Raw genomic sequence first — 17,972 nt, 5'->3', positions numbered from 1 at the left:
TCATTGATTGCATGATTTCGCTCGCCCAGACATTGTCGAATAACCAAGCATTTATTCAATCGCCTACGGGAGGTGGCGCCAACACCTCTCGACTCCCATTACTCCCCATGGAAGAGACGACGCCGGCAGACTCCATCGACTCGACAAGCCGCGCGGCCCGGTTATAGCCGATCTTGAAGCGGCGCTGTACCGCGGAAATCGAGGCGCGGCGCGTTTCGGTGACGAACATCACCGCTTCATCGTAAAGCGCATCCTGTTCCGCATCGTCGCCGTCGCCGCCTTCCGCCTCGAGCCCGGCCAAGGCATCCGCATTGACGCCACCGGTCAGGATCTCTTCGATGTATTCCGGCTCGCCGCGACGCTTCCAGTCCTCGACGATGCGATGAACCTCGTCGTCATCAACGAAAGCGCCATGCACTCGCGTTGGCATGCCCGAGCCCGCGGGCAGATAGAGCATGTCGCCATGACCCAACAAGGCCTCGGCGCCGCCCTGATCGAGAATCGTGCGTGAATCGACCTTGGAAGAGACCTGGAACGCCATGCGGGTCGGCACATTAGCCTTGATCAGCCCGGTGACCACGTCCACGGAGGGTCGCTGAGTGGCAAGAATGAGATGAATACCCGCGGCCCGAGCCTTCTGGGCCAATCGTGCGATCAGCTCTTCAACCTTCTTGCCGACGATCATGAACATGTCGGCGAATTCATCGATCACCACGACAATATAGGGTAGCTTTTCCAGCACCGGTGGCTGCTCATGCATCTGCCAGGGCTGGGGCTCCCACAGCGGGTCCGCCACCTGGGCGCCGGCCTGCTCGGCTTCATTGAGCTTGGCATTGAAGCCGGCGATGTTACGCACCCCCATGGCCGCCATCAGCTTGTAGCGGCGCTCCATCTCCGCCACGCACCAGCGCAAACTGTTGGCCGCTTCCTTCATGTCCGTGACCACCGGCGCCAATAGATGCGGGATGCCGTCGTACACCGACAGCTCGAGCATCTTCGGGTCCACCATGATCATGCGCAGATCATTCGGCGTGGCCTTTAGCAGCATCGAGATGAGCATGGCGTTCACGCCCACGGATTTACCCGAGCCGGTGGTGCCGGCCACCAGCAGGTGGGGCATCTTGCCTAGATTCGCCACCACTGGCCCACCGCCGATGTCATGCCCCAGGGCCAGAGTCAGGGCCGAGGTGGGCTGCTGGAAGGCATCGGAATCCGTGACCTCGCTCAGGCGAATCATCGCCCGATTGGGATTGGGAATCTCGATACCCACCGTGGGCCGTCCGGGAATGATCTCCACCACTCGCACGCTCTTGACCATCAGAGAGCGGGCAAGATCCTTGGCCAGATTGCTGATCTTGGAAACCTTGACCCCCGCCGCCGGCTTGATCTCGAATCGGGTGATGACCGGGCCAGGCCAGGTTTCGACCACCTCTGCCTTGACCCCGTATTCCCGTAGCCGCGTTTCCAGCAGCTCCGCCATGTCTGCAAGCTGCTGAGGACTGTAATTGGGCTTGGCCGGGTCCGCGGGGGTCAGCAACCGCGTCGAGGGCAGCTCGCCATCCGGTTCAGCGGATAGATCACCCAGACTGGGGCGCTGGCTTTGCAGGTGCTCTACCGTCCAAAGCGTTGGGCCCTGGGGATTCGCGGCAGCAGCTCGCGCTTGCTCTGCGGTCGCAACCTGGGGGCTTGAAGCTCCATTTTCAGAGGCTCCGCCTTCCTGGATATTGATGCTCTCTTGAATTTGGGAATTTTCGACCTCTTGGCCGGATTCGAGTTCGGAATCACGGATATCCGTATCCTCATCGGTAATCGAAAACGGGGGCAAGGTTTGGCTATCCTGACGAGCATCTCCCCGGCTCGCTGCTGCCGTTGTATCGCTCCAGGTAAGACGAGGCTCATCCTCCTCTTCTTCCTTCTCGTCCCACTCGTTCCAGTTGATATCCGGTGGCTCCTGACGCACCACGGAATGAGGTGACGAGGCAGATGAGGCGAATCCTCGCGGCTCCCTAGCATGTTGATGCGTCGTTTCCTGAGCGGGTGCTGCTGGCGCCTGACCTTCCAAGGAAGATGACGACGTAGCCGGAGAGGAAGGTACGGGCGTAGCAGCCGGAGTAGAAACAGGAGTAGAAAGCGCGGTCCCTTCATTGGGAACAGGACGCATCAAACTGGCCGGAATCCTCGATTCATTGTGGCCAGGGCTGGCAACGGAGCCAGGTTGCTTGACAGCAGAATCTGACCGCGGCGTCTCAGGTTGAGAATTCTGCTGAACAGGCGCCGTGCTGAAGCCTGACTGGAGACGCGCCTCTTGCGCTTGCGCCGTATACGCAGCACCTGGTTGTTTGGCCGAAGGGGTGTGGGCTGGCACTTCCCAGGGAATTGCCGTGCTGGTGTCGCGCTCGGCACGTAACGGCATGCCAGGCTCATCACGCGACGACGCTTGCAGCTGGGTATCACGCTGAGCATCGAAATGCGGCTCCAAACGCCGACCGCCGGCTAGCGCAGGTTCCGTCTGCCAGTGATTTAGATGCGGCCCGGATTTTTTGTCCTGCCCCCAAGGCAACCAGCGCTTCCACCAGGGTGATGCTTCATCCTGTTCGTAGGGGGATTCGTCGATAGCGTTTGTAGACGGATCAAGTCTTTCCCGTCGAGTCTCTTCCTGTCGAGCTTCACGACGTTCTTGCTGGGCTTCACGAGTACGCACCAGTTGCTCTCGGGCACCGCCGAACTGGGTACGTAACCAGCGCAATAGTCGCTGAGCACGCATCCCCAGTTCATCCATGACCGTAAGCCAGGACAGGCCGCTAAAAAGCGGAAACCCGCATAAAAAAGAGGCCATGGAAAGCAGCGTCGCACCGCGCAGACCTACCAGCGGCACCAGCGCATCACGCAGCCCTTCCCCCAGAATGCCCCCGGCGGAATAGGGAAGCTCGCTATTGGGGCTATAAAAATGCAATGCCCCCAAACTGGTGGTCGCCAACAGGAGCAGGATAAATCCCCCTGCCCTGACTGCCAGGGCGGTGGCGTCCCACTCAAGACGCACCTCTCGACGACGCATCAGCCGCCAGGCAGCAAACCCCAACATGCCCGGCCACCATAGGGCACTGGCGCCGAACAGGGAATACAGGACATCCGATAGCCAGGCACCGATGCGCCCCATCCAGTTGACGACACTTTGTTCAGGACCGCTTTGGGACCAGCCAGGGTCCTGAGACGTATAGCTGAACAGCGCCAGCAACAGGAACACACAGGCGGCCAATAGTAGAATGACGACCCCTTCCCGAGTGGATCCTTGCAGACGCAAGCCAAAACGGCGTGCTTTTTCCTTTGCCTTGGCTGTAGTTTGCTGACGATTCACGGGTTTCTTCTTGACACTCAAATGACGCCCCTCTTTAACCTGCACGTTCGTTTTCACCTTCACAGGAAAGAACCACCTCTCTAACGCGCAAGAATATTAATTTTTCCAGGCCAATATCATACCGAGCCTGAGCGGCGGCGCACAGGGGAAGAACAGGCCGTAAAATGGCGCTAGTCTTGCAATGACGTTGAGATCACCACTCAAGCGCGTCAGACTAGCGTAACGCTCAGCGATATGAATTTTCCATGCTGCCCTGGCTTGTACCTCATTGTGTGGGTTTTCCGGACCCACGTCATGCGCTCGACGAACCCAATGGTCTTCTCGCCGCTGGAGGGGAACTGACCCCCGAGTGGTTGATGACCGCCTATCGTCACGGCATCTTTCCCTGGTACACCCAGGACCAACCCATCCTGTGGTGGAGCCCAGATCCGCGCCTGGTTTTGTTTCCCGAGGAAATCCGTGTTCGTCGCAGCCTGGCCAAGCGCCTGCGCAATGCGGGTTTTACAATCACTTTCGATCAAAATTTCGATGCTGTCATCGGTGCCTGCGCTAAGTCCCGTGCCGATGCGGAAGGCACCTGGATAACCTCGAGCATGATGGATGCCTATTGTCGGCTACATTGCCTGGGTCATGCTCATTCCGTGGAAGTCTGGCTGGATCGACGCCTGGTGGGTGGTCTTTATGGCGTTGGCCTGGGCCGCATGTTCTTCGGCGAGTCGATGTTCAGCATCGAACGCGACGCTTCCAAGGTTGCGTTGGTTCATCTGGCTCATCGACTGGACGCTCACGGAGGCGGTCTGATCGATTGCCAGATGCATACGTCACATCTGGTCAGTCTAGGGGCAAGAGACATCGCTCGAGATGAATTCATCGACTATCTTGAGCAATATACATGTCAGCCGACAGCCGCCTGGAACAAGGCCGCTTCGTCGAAGACCACAGGAGGATAGTATCGTGAGCAGTAGCGCTCCGCCCCAGCCCAAGCGGGATCTGCGCTTCTTTTTGACCGTCCCGCATGAATGCAGCTACTTGCCGGATCGCGAGGCGACCACTTTGTTTCTCGATCCTCAAGAATCGCCAGGCCAGGGAGTCTATGATGCGCTGGCACTCCTTGGTTTCAGGCGCAGTGGCCGACACCTGTACCGGCCCCATTGCGAAGGCTGCAGCGCCTGTATTTCGGTACGCATCCCGGTCGATGATTTCACTCCAAGCCGCACTCAGCGCAAATTGATGCACCGTAATGCGGATCTTGTCATGCACGAGCGTCGCGCGGTTTTCGATCCGGAGCACTACACACTTTATGCACGCTACATTCGTGCCCGTCATGCGGATGGGGACATGTATCCGCCGAGTCACGAGCAATACCGCACCTTCCTGACCCTCGAACACCCCTATGCACGCCTGCTGGAGTTCCGGCTAGGAGAAAAACTGCTGGCCGTGGCAGCCATCGACCTGTTGAGTCATGGTCTTTCCGCCATTTATACGTTTTTTGATCCGAACAAGATTCACGAACGACGCTCATTAGGCACGTTTGCCGTTCTCAGTCAGATCGAACTGGCTCGATCACGCGGATTGCCTCACGTCTATCTTGGCTACTGGATCCGTGAAGCGCCCAAGATGAACTACAAGCGCGCTTTCCAACCGCTGGAATTTCTCAATGGACGCCAATGGCGGCGAACCATCCCCTTATAATCAGCGATTTTTTGCCATGACGCCCGGCATACGGCACAATATCGGGCTATCTTGATCAGCGAGGACGGCTTTTTCGTGGGCCGCTTTGGTGATTTACAGCATGAAGACTCTTTGAACGACTATCCGAGGAAAGGCCTAGATGGCAAGAGAAGATCATATTGAAATGGAAGGTGTCGTGGTCGACACCCTGCCCAACACCATGTTTCGCGTCGAGCTGGAGAATGGTCACGTGGTCACGGCGCACATTTCCGGAAAGATGCGCAAGAACTACATCCGCATCCTGACCGGCGATAAGGTCAAGGTAGAGCTGACACCCTACGATCTGTCCAAAGGGCGCATCGTATATCGCTCTCGCTAGCCTTGCCTGGCAGTAGATACCGTCGTTTCTCGACGTCAGCAATCGATTCGTGAAAGTGCCCGACCGAAATACCTGCCCGTAGAACCATAAAAAAAAACGCCCTATCGATGGCGATAGAGCGCTTTGTTGCCAATGTTTTACACAGCCTTCGTGACCTGTACGGCAATTTCTTGTCCGCACAGGCCACTTGGCTGATTCCCACGCTAGGAAGAAAGGTCAGGCAAGCTCTGCTTCTGTCTCCAGATGCAACTCGTCACCGTCCACCGTTACGTGAACCACCCCGCCATTTTCCGCCAGCTCGCCAAACAGAATCATCTCCGCCAGCGGCTTTTTCAGTTTTTCCTGAAGCACCCGGGCCATGGGACGTGCCCCCATTTCCGGATCATAGCCTTTCTCCGCCAGCCAGGCGCGAGCCTGCTCGTCCACATCGAGCTGAACGCGTTTCTCGTCCAGCTGCGCTTGTAGCTCGACCAGGAACTTGTCGACGACGTTGCGTACGACGGCTGGGTCCAGAGCATGGAACTGAATGATGCCGTCCAGACGGTTGCGGAACTCTGGCGTGAAGGTCTTGCGAATGATCTCCATGCCATCGCTCGAATGATCCTGGGACTGGAAGCCAATGGAACGCCGTGAAATCTGTTCCGCCCCGGCATTCGAGGTCATGATCACGATAACATGTCGGAAATCCGCTTCCCGTCCGTTGTTGTCCGTCAAGCGGCCATGATCCATGACCTGCAGCAGCAGGTTGAAGACCTCAGGGTGCGCCTTCTCGATCTCATCGAGCAGCAGCACACAGTGCGGTTGCTTGGTGATTGCCTCGGTCAACAGGCCACCCTGGTCGTAGCCGACATAGCCAGGAGGCGCACCGATCAGGCGTGACACCGTATGCCGCTCCATGTACTCGGACATGTCGAAGCGCACGAGTTCAATGCCCATCAGCAGCGCAAGCTGCCGCGCCACTTCGGTCTTGCCTACCCCGGTCGGCCCGGCAAACAGGAAGCTGCCCACCGGCTTGTCTGGGGCCTTGAGACCCGCGCGGGACAGCTTGATGGCGGCAGACAAACCCTGAATGGCTTCGTCTTGGCCGAACACCAGCATCTTGAGATCCCGCTCAAGATTGCCCAGCAGCTTGCGATCGGAGCTGGACACGCTCTTGGGCGGAATCCGCGCAATCGACGCCACGATCGCCTCGACCTGCTCGACGTCGATGGTGGGCACCCGCATTTCAACAGGCAACAGCCGCTGATGCGCCCCCGCCTCGTCGATCACGTCGATGGCCTTGTCCGGCAAGTGGCGATCGTTGATGTAGCGATCCGCCAGACGCACGGCGCTGTCCAGAGCGGAATCGGTGTACTTGAGCTGATGATGCTCCTCGAAGCGCCCGCGCAGCCCTTTGAGGATGCGAATGGTGTCTTCGACGGAAGGCTCCACCACATCGACTTTCTGGAAACGCCGCGCCAGCGCCCGATCCTTCTCGAAGATGCCGCGAAATTCCTGGAAGGTGGTCGAGCCGATACAGCGCAGCTCACCGGAGGAAAGCAGCGGCTTGAGCAGGTTGGAAGCGTCCATCACACCGCCGGAAGCCGCACCGGCACCAATCACCGTGTGGATCTCGTCGATGAACAGGATCGAGTTGGGCTGCTTCTTGAGCTCCGCCAACAGGCTCTTCAAGCGTTTCTCGAAGTCGCCGCGATACTTGGTGCCGGCAAGTAAGGCCCCCATGTCCAAGGAGTAGACCACCGCATCGCTGATCACATCCGGCACGTCCTCCTCGACGATACGCTTGGCCAGCCCCTCTGCAATGGCGGTCTTGCCAACACCGGCCTCACCCACCAGCAAGGGATTGTTCTTGCGCCGCCGGGCCAGGATCTGCACCGTGCGCTCAAGTTCCTGGTCACGACCGATCAACGGATCGATCTTACCCAGGCGGGCCTGCTCGTTGAGGTTGGTTGCATAACCTGTCAGTGGATGCGTATTGCCTTCGCTCATACCTTCCTCACCCTCCTCGGCATCCTGGGAGGGCGAGGAGGGCTGACCGTGCCCCGCCACCTTGGAGATACCATGCGCGATGTAGTTGACGGCATCCACGCGGGCCACATTCTGCTGCTTGAGGAAGTAGACGGCCTGACTCTCCTGCTCGGAGAAGATCGCCACTAGCACGTTGGCACCAGTTACTTCACTCTTGCCGGAAGATTGGACATGAAATACCGCGCGCTGAAGAACCCGCTGAAAACCAAGGGTCGGTTGGGTCTCACGATCCTCCTGACCTTCGGGTATCAGCGGCGTAGTAGAGTTGATGAAGTCCTGCAGATCCGAGCGCAACTTGTCCAGGTTGGCTCCGCAGGCACGCAGCACATCCGCCGCGGAGGCGTTATCCAATAGGGCCAACAGCAGGTGCTCAACGGTCATGAACTCATGACGCTTGGAGCGCGCCACCGTGAAGGCCGTATTAAGGGTTAATTCAAGTTCTTTGCTCAGCATGGCAGTCCCCTTTTCGCCGCGTCGGGCATCGTCGGCACTTTCACAATCGGGCACATTGGGGCATTTGGCAACCCCAGACTGGCACGTTGCCAGGCGTCAGTCGGCCCTGTCGATATCACAAAGTAATGGATGTTGGCATTCCCGCGCGTAGTCGTTGACAAGATGGCTCTTGGTCTCGGCAATATCGCGAGAGAAAATGCCGCAGGTCGCCTTGCCTTGGGTATGCACCGCCAGCATGATCTGCACGGCCTTCTCACTATCCATGTAGAAAAATGTCTGCAACACCTCGACGACAAATTCCATGGGCGTGAAATCGTCGTTGTGCAAGATCACCTTGTAGCGTGGTGGCTTGTCCAGCTCTGGATCCGCTGGGCTAACCGATACATAGCCATCCGTATCGTCTTGCGTACCAGGTGGGCGTGTCATTCCCACCCGGAAAGGTGTTGCCGCGGCAGTCATCGACAATCTCTCATCACTATTGAACATAAGAGGCTATATCCATCAATACAAGCCGAAGTGCAATTAACGTCGTTGATTAGACGTGGAGAAGCACTCGGGGTTCACTTGAAACATGCGTCCATAGGGCCAAGCTTACAAGGGCCAGGACGAAAAAACCCCCGCACGCGATGCGAACGGGGGTCGCGTTTCAACGTCAGTATTACATGTTATCGGCAACCGCCTGGCCAAATTCAGAGCATTTGAGCAAAACAGCCTTTTCCATCACACGATGGAAGTCGTAGGTGACCTCGCCCTTGGCGATGGCTTTCTCCACGCCCTTGATGACCAGATCCGCGGCTTCGACCCAGCCCATGTGGCGCAGCATCATCTCCGCGGACAGGATCAATGAGCCGGGGTTGACCTTGTCCTGGCCGGCATACTTGGGCGCAGTACCGTGAGTCGCTTCGAACATGGCGACCGTATCGGACAGGTTGGCGCCGGGCGCAATACCGATACCGCCGACTTCTGCCGCCAGCGCATCGGACAGATAATCGCCGTTCAAGTTCAGGGTCGCGATGACGTCATATTCCGCCGGACGCAGCAGAATCTGCTGTAGCATGGCATCGGCAATGACGTCCTTGATGACGATTTCCTTGCCGGTGTTGGGGTTCTTCAAGGTCATCCAGGGGCCGCCATCCAAGAGCTCCGCACCGAACTCTTCCTTGGCCAACTGGTAACCCCAGTCCTTGAAGGCGCCTTCCGTGAACTTCATGATGTTGCCTTTGTGCACGAAGGTCAGGGATTCCCGATCGTTATCGATGGTGTACTGCAGAGCCTGACGCACCAGACGCTTGGTGCCTTCCTCGGAAACCGGCTTGACGCCGATGCCGCACATTTCCGGGAAGCGGATGTTGGTGACGCCCATCTCCTCGCGCAGGAACTTGATGACCTTCTCGGCTTCCGCGGACCCCGCCTTCCACTCAATGCCGGCGTAGATGTCCTCGGAGTTCTCGCGGAAGATGACCATGTCCACGTCCTTGGGACCTTTGACCGGACTGGGCACGCCCTCGAACCAGCGTACCGGACGCAGGCAGACGTACAGATCGAGCTTCTGACGCAGCGCCACGTTCAACGACCGAATGCCACCCCCTACCGGAGTGGTCAGCGGCCCCTTGATAGAGATCACGTAGTCCTTGACCGCCTCAAGGGTTTCTTCGGGAAGCCAGGTATCCGCATCGTAGACCTGAGTCGCCTTCTCACCGGCATAGACTTCCATCCAGTGAATCTTGCGCTCGCCGTTGTAGGCTTTCTGAACCGCTGCATCGATGGCGATCTTCATGGCCGGGGTAACATCGGCCCCGATACCGTCACCTTCGATGAAAGGAATGACCGGCTCATTTGGCACGTTCAAGGTATCGTCGTCGTTGACGGTGATCTTTTCGCCGCCCTCAGGAACGACAATTTTCTGGAATCCCATTGATGACTCCCTGTGCTGTAATCAGTAGAACCGAAAGTATAGCATCGCCTCATGGACCCCGAGTAGGCTTTGCCTTGCTAGATGCCGACAATCTTTAGGCGGAGATCGCCAAGACCCGTGAGTACCCTCTATTTGCTTCACAAACCTTATCGGATGCTTTCCCAGTTTACCGATGATCAAGGACGCGCCACCCTGAAAGACATCATCGATGTACCCGGCATCTACGCCGCGGGCCGGCTCGACTACGACTCCGAAGGACTGTTGCTGCTCACGGACGACGGCGAACTGATTCATCGCATCAGTGATCCCCGGCACAAGCAGCCCAAGACCTACTGGGTTCAGGTCGAGGGCGAACCCAACGACAAAGCCATCGATGCCTTGCGCAAGGGTGTCGCATTGAAGGATGGCGTGACGCGACCAGCGCGGGTCCAACGTTTGATGGAACCCGCCGTGGCACCGCGCAAGCCGCCGATCCGTCGGCGTGCCGAGACCAAGGTGAGCTGGCTTGAGATCACCATCAGTGAAGGGCGCAATCGCCAGGTGAGGCGCATGACGGCACATATCGGCCACCCTACGCTGCGCCTGATTCGTACCGCCATTGGCCCCTGGCAGCTATCTGGGTTGGCAACGGGTCAATGGCGCAGTGAGACACTGCATGCGCCGATAAAGCGACGCTCCACCTTTTCCAGAGCCTCAAGGAGACGCTCATGAAACGCTGGACACCCCGGGTCGCCGTTGCCTCGGTCATCGAGCGTAGCGGGCGCTATTTGATGGTAGAGGAAGACCGCGGCGGCCCCTTCAGTCTGTTCAATCAGCCCGCCGGCCACTTGGAGCCAGGGGAGCGTCTAACCGAGGCGGCGATTCGCGAAACTCGCGAGGAGGCCGCCTGGCAAGTAGCCATCACCGACTACCTGGGGCTTTACATCCATACGACCAAGGATGGTCTGGTCTTTCATAGCCATGGCTTCGTGGGCCTGCCTCTGGCCCGGCTCAACAATCCTCTGGATACGGGCATCATTGCTGCGCACTGGCTGACCCTGGATGAAATCGACGATCTCAATCGTGCCGGGCGGCTGCGCAGCCCGCTGGTCATGCAACGCCTACGGGATTTGCGCGGCGGAAAGCTTTATCCACTCGATATCATCCACGAGCGGTGACCCTCGAAGCCCCAGGCCGATTTCAGGTATACTTTCGCGCAATCAAATTCTCACACTTCTCAGTCGAGAGCGTTCATGTCTGAAGTCACGGAGTCTTGCGCCACGTCAGGAAAGGTCATCGTCGGTATGTCCGGCGGCGTCGACTCCTCCGTGTCCGCGCTGTTGCTGCTGGAACAGGGCTACCAGGTCGAAGGCCTGTTCATGAAGAACTGGGACGAGGACGACGGCTCCGAATACTGCACCGCCAAGGCGGATCTGGCAGATGCTCAAGCGGTCTGCGACAAGCTGGGTATCAAGCTACATACCGCCAATTTCGCTGCGGAGTACTGGGACAATGTATTCGAGCATTTTCTTGAAGAGTACCGGGCCGGGCGAACGCCGAACCCGGACATCCTGTGTAACCGGGAAATCAAGTTCAAGGTCTTTCTCGAGTATGCCGAAATGCTCGGCGCGGACATGATCGCCACCGGCCACTATGTGCGTCGCGGCGAACGTGACGGCCGCCCCCGACTGCTCAAGGGGCTCGATGCCAACAAGGATCAAAGCTATTTTCTGCATGCAGTCCCGGAAGCCGCTATCGCCCGTACGCTGTTCCCGGTCGGCGAACTGGAAAAACCCCGGGTGCGGAAGCTGGCGGAGCAGCACGCGCTTGTTACCGCCAGAAAGAAGGATTCCACCGGCATCTGTTTCATCGGCGAACGCCGCTTTCGCGACTTTCTCCAGCAGTACCTGCCCGCCCAGCCCGGTCGTATCGAAACACCGCAAGGCGATATCATCGGTGACCATCTCGGGCTGATGTACTACACCCTGGGTCAGCGTCAGGGCTTGGGTATCGGTGGTCTGGCCAACTACCCTGACGCGCCCTGGTACGTGGCGGCCAAGGATCTCGAGCGTAACGTCCTGATCGTGGTGCAGGGCAAGCATCATCCGCTGCTCTACACGGACACCCTGACCACGGAAGCGATGGAGTGGATCGCCGGCACTCCGCCTTCCCTCTCCTTTCCCGCTAGCCCGTCAAGACTGACCGCCAAGACCCGCTATCGTCAGGCAGAGGAGCCTTGTCACCTGCGCCTGCGAGACGACGGCGGTGTCGATGTGATATTCGATGCGCCCCAATGGGCGGTGACGCCGGGTCAGTCCCTGGTGCTTTACGAGGGCGATGTCTGCCTGGGTGGCGGGGTGATTTGCAGTACAGGACAACAAGAGGCGCGGGCGGCATGAGCGTAGTTCCCTTTCAAACGGCCCCGAACGATCCTACTGCCCGCCAGGTCATTGCCCTGGCCGGCGTATTTCAGGCAGCAACGCTGGTCGATCAGCTGGCCCGCACCGGGCAGTGCGACGAACGCGCTTGGGAAACGTTGATCAATGCCACGTTGGACACAGATCCGGAAAATTTCGAGGCCATTTACGGCGGCCACCACAACAATCTGCGTCAAGGCCTCAAGATATTGAACGCCGTGGTGGGCCGGGAACGGGATATCAATCCCAACGTGCTGCGCTATGGCTTCACTTTGTTGATGCTGATGCAGAAGCTGCGCCAGCAGACGGAGATGTTGGACACCTTAGGAGAGCGCCTTGTCCGCATTCAGGATCAGGCGGAGCACTTCGGCGGCACCCATGAAAACGTCGTCGCAAGCCTTGGGGAGCTCTATCAGAACACCATCTCCACCTTTCGCCAGCGCATTGTGGTGCAGGGCGAACCTTCATTGTTGCAGCAACGCATGATGCCGGAACGGGTTCGCGCCCTGCTGCTATCAGGTATTCGTTTTGCCCTGCTCTGGCATCAGCAAGGTGGCCGGCGCTGGAAACTGTTGCTCCAACGCGGCGCAATGAAAAAATCTCTGGATCGACTGCTCTGATTCGATTCGAACATTGACCTCTAGACGCCGACTCCTCAAGGGCGTCCGACCTACCGGAAGAACCCCATGCAGCTCTCTTCGCTTACCGCCCTCTCTCCCGTCGATGGCCGCTACGGCAACAAGACCGAGACCCTGCGCGAGCATTTTAGCGAGTTCGGTCTGATTCGCGCCCGGGTCACCGTGGAAGTGCGTTGGCTGGAGGCCCTGGCAGCCCATGAGGGCATCCAGGAAGTGCCGGCGCTTTCAAGCGATGCCCAGGCCTTTCTCGATCGGCTGATTGCCGAGTTCTCGGTGGACGACGCCCAGCGCATCAAGGATATCGAGCGCACCACCAACCACGATGTCAAGGCGGTGGAGTATTTTCTCAAGGAAAAGATCGCAGACCAGTCGGAGCTGCAGGCTGTATCCGAATTTATCCATTTCGCCTGTACCAGCGAGGATATCAACAATCTCTCCTACGCCCTGATGCTCAAGGACGGTCTCGGCGATCTGCTGCCGATCATGCAGGAAGTCGTCACCGCCATCGAACGCCTGGCTCATGAGCATGCCGAGCAGCCCATGCTTTCCCGCACCCATGGCCAGACCGCCAGCCCCACGACCTTGGGCAAGGAAATGGCCAACGTCGCCTATCGTCTGCGCCGCCAGCTCAAGCAGATCCAGGCCGTGGAGATAATGGGCAAGATCAATGGCGCGGTGGGCAACTACAACGCCCACTTGACTACCTACCCGGAAATCGACTGGCAGGAAAATGCCGGGCAGTTCGTCGAGAGCCTGGGGTTAACTTTCAATCCCTATACCACCCAGATCGAACCTCACGATTATATCGCCGAGCTGTTCGATGCTATCTGCCGCTTCCATACCATCCTGATCGATTTCGAGCGTGATGTCTGGGGCTATATCTCTCTGGGATATTTCAAACAGAAGACCGTGGAAGGCGAAATCGGCTCTTCGACCATGCCCCACAAGGTCAACCCCATCGATTTTGAGAACGCCGAGGGCAATCTGGGCCTGGCCAACGCATTGCTTGGCCATCTGGCTCAGAAGCTGCCGATCTCGCGCTGGCAGCGCGATCTCACCGACTCTACGGTGCTGCGTAACCTGGGGGTGGGGCTAGCCTATGGCCTCATTGCCTATCAGGCCACCCTCAAAGGTGTCAGCAAGCTCGAGGCCAATCCGGCACGCTTGAACGACGACCTCGACAATAGCTGGGAGGTGCTTGCGGAGCCGATTCAAACGGTGATGCGTCGCTACGGCATCGAAAAGCCCTACGAAAAACTCAAGGCTCTGACCCGCGGCAAGCGCATCGATCAGATCGGTTTTGCCGCCTTCATCGATGGCTTGGAACTGCCGGATGACGTCAAGACCGAGCTCAAGGCCCTGACACCCGGCACCTATATCGGCAACGCCGTGGAACAGGCCCGTTCACTATGAGTACCGCTGCCAACGAACCGCTGACGCTGCTGAGCGGCCTCAGCGCTGCCGAGTTTCTAGCCGAGTACTGGCAAAAGAAACCGCTGCTGATTCGCGGTGCCTTTCCTGATTTCGCTCCACCGCTTTCCCCGGACGAGCTGGCCGGCTTGGCCTGCGAGGACGGCATCGAGGCGCGGCTCGTAGAAGAGCATGGCCAAGATGGACATGGTCAGGACAAGCCCTGGAAGGTCAGTCATGGCCCCTTCGATGAGGCAACCTTCGCGCATCTGCCGGAGAAGAACTGGACGCTGTTGGTTCAGGCGGTGGATCACTATGTGCCCGAGATCAACGCGCTACTCGAGCATTTTCATTTTTTGCCCCGCTGGCGCCTGGACGACATCATGGTGAGCTACGCCCCTCCCGGCGGTAGCGTCGGTCCACACGTCGATCAGTATGATGTCTTTCTGCTTCAGGCAAGCGGCATGAGACATTGGCAGCTTGGGGGCAAGATCAGCGACGATGCCCCCATTATTCCAGGCATCGATCTGCGCATTCTCGAAAGCTTCGAGGTTCAGCCTGGTCAGGACTGGCTGCTCGAACCCGGCGACATGCTCTATCTGCCACCGGGTATCGCTCATCACGGCGTCAGCCGCTCCGAGGACTGCATGACCTTTTCCGTGGGCTTTCGCGCACTATCCGCGGATGAGGCGATTACCTCATTCGCCGACTACCTGGGCGAGCAGCTGCCGGACTCACGTCGCTATACCGATCCGGATCTTGCGCCTCAGACTCATGCGGGAGAAATCGACGATGCCGCCATCGCACGCCTGCGCGCCCTTCTTCTCGACACTCTCGATGACCCAGCCCAGATGAGCGCGTGGTTTGGTCGCGCCATGACGCAACCCAAGTACGCGGATCAACTCGTGCCCAGTGAATCACCCACGGACATTGATGCGCTTGTCGCAGAATTACAGGAAGGCGCGGTACTCGAGCGCAGCCTGGGGTCGCGTTTCGCCTATCGGTATCATGGCGACTCAGGCGCCACCCTGTTCGTCGACGGCGATGGTCAGGCATGTAATATCGAACTGGCGAAGCTTTTGGCAGGCAGTGAGCCCATCAATGTTGATGCCTTGTCCCATACCGGCAGCGCCGAGTTGCTAAAGCAACTGCTCGATCGTGGCAGCCTGAGCTGGCCTTATGAGTTAGAGCACTACGATAGCGAACAGGAAGAGTAAGCAAGGAAATGAGCCCCATGTCTCGGACTGTGATTCACCAAGGCAGCTGGCAGCAGCTGAAATCAGCCGCCGGCGATATCCGCCGGCTTGTCTTCATCGAAGAACAAGCGGTTCCCCAGGAAGAGGAATGGGACGGACGCGACCCCCAGTGTCTGCATTTTCTGGTATGCCGCGACGATCATGCCATTGCCACGGCGCGACTGCTCCCGGACGGCCACATCGGCCGCGTCGCCGTGATCAAGGAGGAGCGCGGCCAGGGCGTCGGCGAGCAGTTGATGGGCGCCATCATCGCGGCAGCGCTGAAACGTGGCGATCCTGAAGTGCTGCTGGATGCTCAACTACAAGCCTTGAGCTTTTATCGCAAACTCGGCTTTCAAGCCTTCGGTGACGAATTTCTCGACGCCGGCATACCGCATCGCAGCATGCGGCTGTCCTTGGGCGAACGACGCGATCATTTCTAATCTCTCTCCTTCTTATTCTTCGGAATTTAACTACAGGAGCAGTACCGAACGACTCGTTCTGTAGTCAAACTACAACCCTCTCTACCCCTAAGTAATAGTTGTTAATGCCTACTCCCATGGGTGATAGTGCTGGTCATGACAAGTTTGGAACGTCAGCGCGACAGATATGTAGTCATTATCTACGGGTTTCTTCAATCGCTCTGATATCGGCTTGTCTCTAGCGCGTTCATTACCACCGATCGTCCATCGATGGTGGCAACGAGACCGAGGCTTCGCTGGTGCAGCATGACATTATGCATCATGCTACACCGGTCGATTGTGACAACACTTTTGTATCGATGCGTCAGGGTGTTTCGGATCGCCCAAGCAGCTCAAGCATTTTTTTCAACTGATGAAGGATGATTCCATGTCAGCATTTCAAAGAGAGATCAAGGCTATTGCCCAACTGCGTGAAGCCCAGGCTGGCAAATGGGATGGCATCAATCCCCAGCACGCAGCCCGCATGCGCCTGCAGAACCGGTTCAAGACTGGCCTGGATATCGCCAAGTACACCGCTCAGATCATGCGGGACGACATGGCAGCCTATGACGCGGACAGCGCTCAGTACACCCAGTCTCTGGGCTGCTGGCATGGCTTCATCGGCCAGCAGAAGCTGATCTCCATCAAGAAGCATTTTGGCACCACCAAGCGCCGCTACCTGTACCTGTCCGGCTGGATGGTCGCCGCTCTGCGTTCGGAATTCGGTCCCCTGCCGGACCAGTCGATGCATGAGAAGACCGCGGTACCGGCCCTGATCGAAGAGCTTTATACCTTCCTGAAGCAGGCGGATGCCTGGGAACTCAATCACCTGTTCCGCAGCCTGGAAGAAGCTCAGCAGGCGGGTAACGATGTGAAGGTCAAGGAGATCGAGAGCAAGATCGACGGTTTCGAGACTCATGTGGTGCCGATCATTGCCGACATCGATGCAGGCTTCGGCAACGAGGAAGCCACCTACCTGCTGGCGAAGAAGATGATCGAAGCCGGCGCCTGCGCCATTCAGCTCGAAAACCAGGTCTCCGACGTCAAGCAGTGCGGTCACCAGGATGGCAAGGTCACCGTGCCCCATGCCGAGTTCCTGGCCAAGATCAACGCCGTGCGCTACGCCTTCCTGGAAATGGGTGTCGACGACGGTGTGATCGTGGCGCGTACCGATTCCCTGGGGGCCGGCCTGACTCAACAGATCGCCGTGACCAATGAACCCGGCGATCTGGGCGATCAGTACAATAGCTTCCTGGATGGTGAAGAGATCGCTTCCGCCTCGGACATCAACAACGGCGACGTGGTACTCAAGCAGGATGGCAAGCTGATCAAGCCCAAGCGTCTGGCCAGCGGTCTATACCAGTTCAAGAAGGGCAGCGGCGAAGACCGGGTCGTGCTGGACTGCATCACCAGCCTGCAACACGGCGCCGATCTATTGTGGATCGAGACTGAGAAGCCTCACGTCGGCCAGATTGCCGGCATGGTCAACCGCATCCGTGAAGCGGTACCCAATGCCAAGCTGGTCTACAACAACAGCCCGTCCTTCAACTGGACGCTGAATTTCCGTCAGCAGGTGTTCGATGCCTGGGAACAGGAAGGCAAGGACGTCTCAAACTACGACCGCGCCAGTCTGATGAGCGTCGAATACGATGATACCGAGCTCGGCAAGGAAGCGGATCGTTGGACTCAGAATTTCCAGCGTGACGCCGCTAGGGAAGCGGGTATCTTCCATCACTTGATTACCCTGCCGACCTATCATACTGCGGCTTTGTCCACGGACAATCTGTCCAAGGGCTACTTCGGCGACGAAGGCATGCTGGCCTATGTGGCCGGTGTGCAACGCAAGGAGATCCGCGAGGGTATCGCCACTGTCAAGCATCAGGACATGGCCGGCTCCAACCTGGGCGACGACCACAAGGAGTTCTTCTCCGGTGAAGGTGCACTCAAGGCAGGAGGCAAGGACAACACCATGGGGCAGTTTGGTTAAACACGATTCAGGCTTAAATGCTGTCTAGTGCGAGGGGAGGCTTT

The 17,972-nt window shown here is 58.2% G+C and carries 15 protein-coding genes; 11 read left to right on the top strand and 4 right to left on the bottom strand.

The annotated features are described in order from the left end of the window. Nucleotides 1–55: 55 nt before the first annotated feature. Nucleotides 56–3,355, bottom strand: a complete 3,300-nt coding sequence (locus tag CH74_RS07695; protein WP_082140339.1) for a DNA translocase FtsK — start codon at nucleotides 3,353–3,355, stop codon at nucleotides 56–58. Nucleotides 3,356–3,600: 245 nt separating this feature from the next. On the opposite strand from CH74_RS07695, the gene aat reads away from it, so the two are divergent. From aat to infA, 3 genes are all read left to right on the top strand, one after another. Further along, on the top strand, nucleotides 3,601–4,305 hold the full coding sequence (gene aat / locus CH74_RS07690) for a leucyl/phenylalanyl-tRNA--protein transferase (protein ID WP_048306881.1): 705 nt from the start codon (nucleotides 3,601–3,603) through the stop codon (nucleotides 4,303–4,305). A 4-nt stretch (nucleotides 4,306–4,309) separates the two neighbouring features. Continuing rightward, nucleotides 4,310–5,047: an arginyltransferase gene (locus CH74_RS07685; protein WP_048306878.1), complete on the top strand. Its 738-nt coding sequence runs from the start codon at nucleotides 4,310–4,312 to the stop codon at nucleotides 5,045–5,047. Nucleotides 5,048–5,186: 139 nt separating this feature from the next. After that, nucleotides 5,187–5,405 carry a translation initiation factor IF-1 gene (gene infA / locus CH74_RS07680; RefSeq protein WP_013332816.1) on the top strand — a complete coding sequence of 73 codons (219 nt, stop codon included), beginning with the start codon at nucleotides 5,187–5,189 and terminating at the stop codon, nucleotides 5,403–5,405. Nucleotides 5,406–5,621: 216 nt separating this feature from the next. Here the strand turns inward: infA and clpA are convergent, their stop codons facing one another. From clpA to icd, 3 genes are all read right to left on the bottom strand, one after another. Then, on the bottom strand, nucleotides 5,622–7,886 hold the full coding sequence (clpA, locus tag CH74_RS07675; protein WP_048306877.1) for an ATP-dependent Clp protease ATP-binding subunit ClpA: 2,265 nt from the start codon (nucleotides 7,884–7,886) through the stop codon (nucleotides 5,622–5,624). Between the two features lie 96 nt (nucleotides 7,887–7,982). Beyond that, nucleotides 7,983–8,345: an ATP-dependent Clp protease adapter ClpS gene (clpS, locus tag CH74_RS07670; RefSeq protein WP_048306902.1), complete on the bottom strand. Its 363-nt coding sequence runs from the start codon at nucleotides 8,343–8,345 to the stop codon at nucleotides 7,983–7,985. A 199-nt stretch (nucleotides 8,346–8,544) separates the two neighbouring features. Then, the gene (gene icd / locus CH74_RS07665) at nucleotides 8,545–9,801 is read right to left on the bottom strand and encodes an NADP-dependent isocitrate dehydrogenase (RefSeq protein WP_048306876.1); all 1,257 of its coding nucleotides are present in this window, start codon (nucleotides 9,799–9,801) and stop codon (nucleotides 8,545–8,547) included. A 117-nt stretch (nucleotides 9,802–9,918) separates the two neighbouring features. Here icd and CH74_RS07660 point away from each other — a divergent pair, with 117 nt between their 5' ends. From CH74_RS07660 to CH74_RS07625, 8 genes are all read left to right on the top strand, one after another. Continuing rightward, complete coding sequence (locus tag CH74_RS07660) at nucleotides 9,919–10,512, top strand: pseudouridine synthase (RefSeq protein WP_048306875.1); 594 nt, start codon at nucleotides 9,919–9,921, stop codon at nucleotides 10,510–10,512. Next, entirely contained in the window at nucleotides 10,509–10,958 is a 450-nt protein-coding gene (locus tag CH74_RS07655; protein ID WP_048306874.1) for an NUDIX domain-containing protein, read from the top strand. Before CH74_RS07660 ends, CH74_RS07655 begins: the two co-directional genes overlap by 4 nt. A 75-nt stretch (nucleotides 10,959–11,033) precedes the next feature. Beyond that, nucleotides 11,034–12,179, top strand: a complete 1,146-nt coding sequence (gene mnmA / locus CH74_RS07650; RefSeq protein ID WP_048306873.1) for a tRNA 2-thiouridine(34) synthase MnmA — start codon at nucleotides 11,034–11,036, stop codon at nucleotides 12,177–12,179. Beyond that, on the top strand, nucleotides 12,176–12,817 hold the full coding sequence (gene hflD / locus CH74_RS07645) for a high frequency lysogenization protein HflD (RefSeq protein WP_048306872.1): 642 nt from the start codon (nucleotides 12,176–12,178) through the stop codon (nucleotides 12,815–12,817). The genes mnmA and hflD overlap by 4 nt, the downstream gene beginning before the upstream one ends. A gap of 66 nt (nucleotides 12,818–12,883) precedes the next feature. Further along, nucleotides 12,884–14,248 (top strand): adenylosuccinate lyase, encoded by a 1,365-nt coding sequence (gene purB, locus CH74_RS07640; protein WP_048306871.1) that lies wholly within the window; start codon nucleotides 12,884–12,886, stop codon nucleotides 14,246–14,248. After that, a complete protein-coding gene (locus CH74_RS07635) occupies nucleotides 14,245–15,462 on the top strand; it encodes a cupin domain-containing protein (RefSeq protein WP_048306870.1) in 1,218 nt (405 codons plus the stop codon). The genes purB and CH74_RS07635 overlap by 4 nt, the downstream gene beginning before the upstream one ends. Before the next feature lie 17 nt (nucleotides 15,463–15,479). Next, on the top strand, nucleotides 15,480–15,923 hold the full coding sequence (locus tag CH74_RS07630; protein ID WP_048306869.1) for a GNAT family N-acetyltransferase: 444 nt from the start codon (nucleotides 15,480–15,482) through the stop codon (nucleotides 15,921–15,923). Nucleotides 15,924–16,329: 406 nt separating this feature from the next. Then, nucleotides 16,330–17,928, top strand: a complete 1,599-nt coding sequence (locus tag CH74_RS07625; RefSeq protein ID WP_048306868.1) for an isocitrate lyase — start codon at nucleotides 16,330–16,332, stop codon at nucleotides 17,926–17,928. Nucleotides 17,929–17,972: the final 44 nt, after the last annotated feature.

Source organism: Halomonas sp. PR-M31, from assembly GCF_001039575.1.
In the GTDB taxonomy this organism is placed as follows: domain Bacteria; phylum Pseudomonadota; class Gammaproteobacteria; order Pseudomonadales; family Halomonadaceae; genus Modicisalibacter.
Note: the sequence above shows the minus strand (reverse complement) of the source record. Positions and strands in the feature narration are given on the sequence as shown.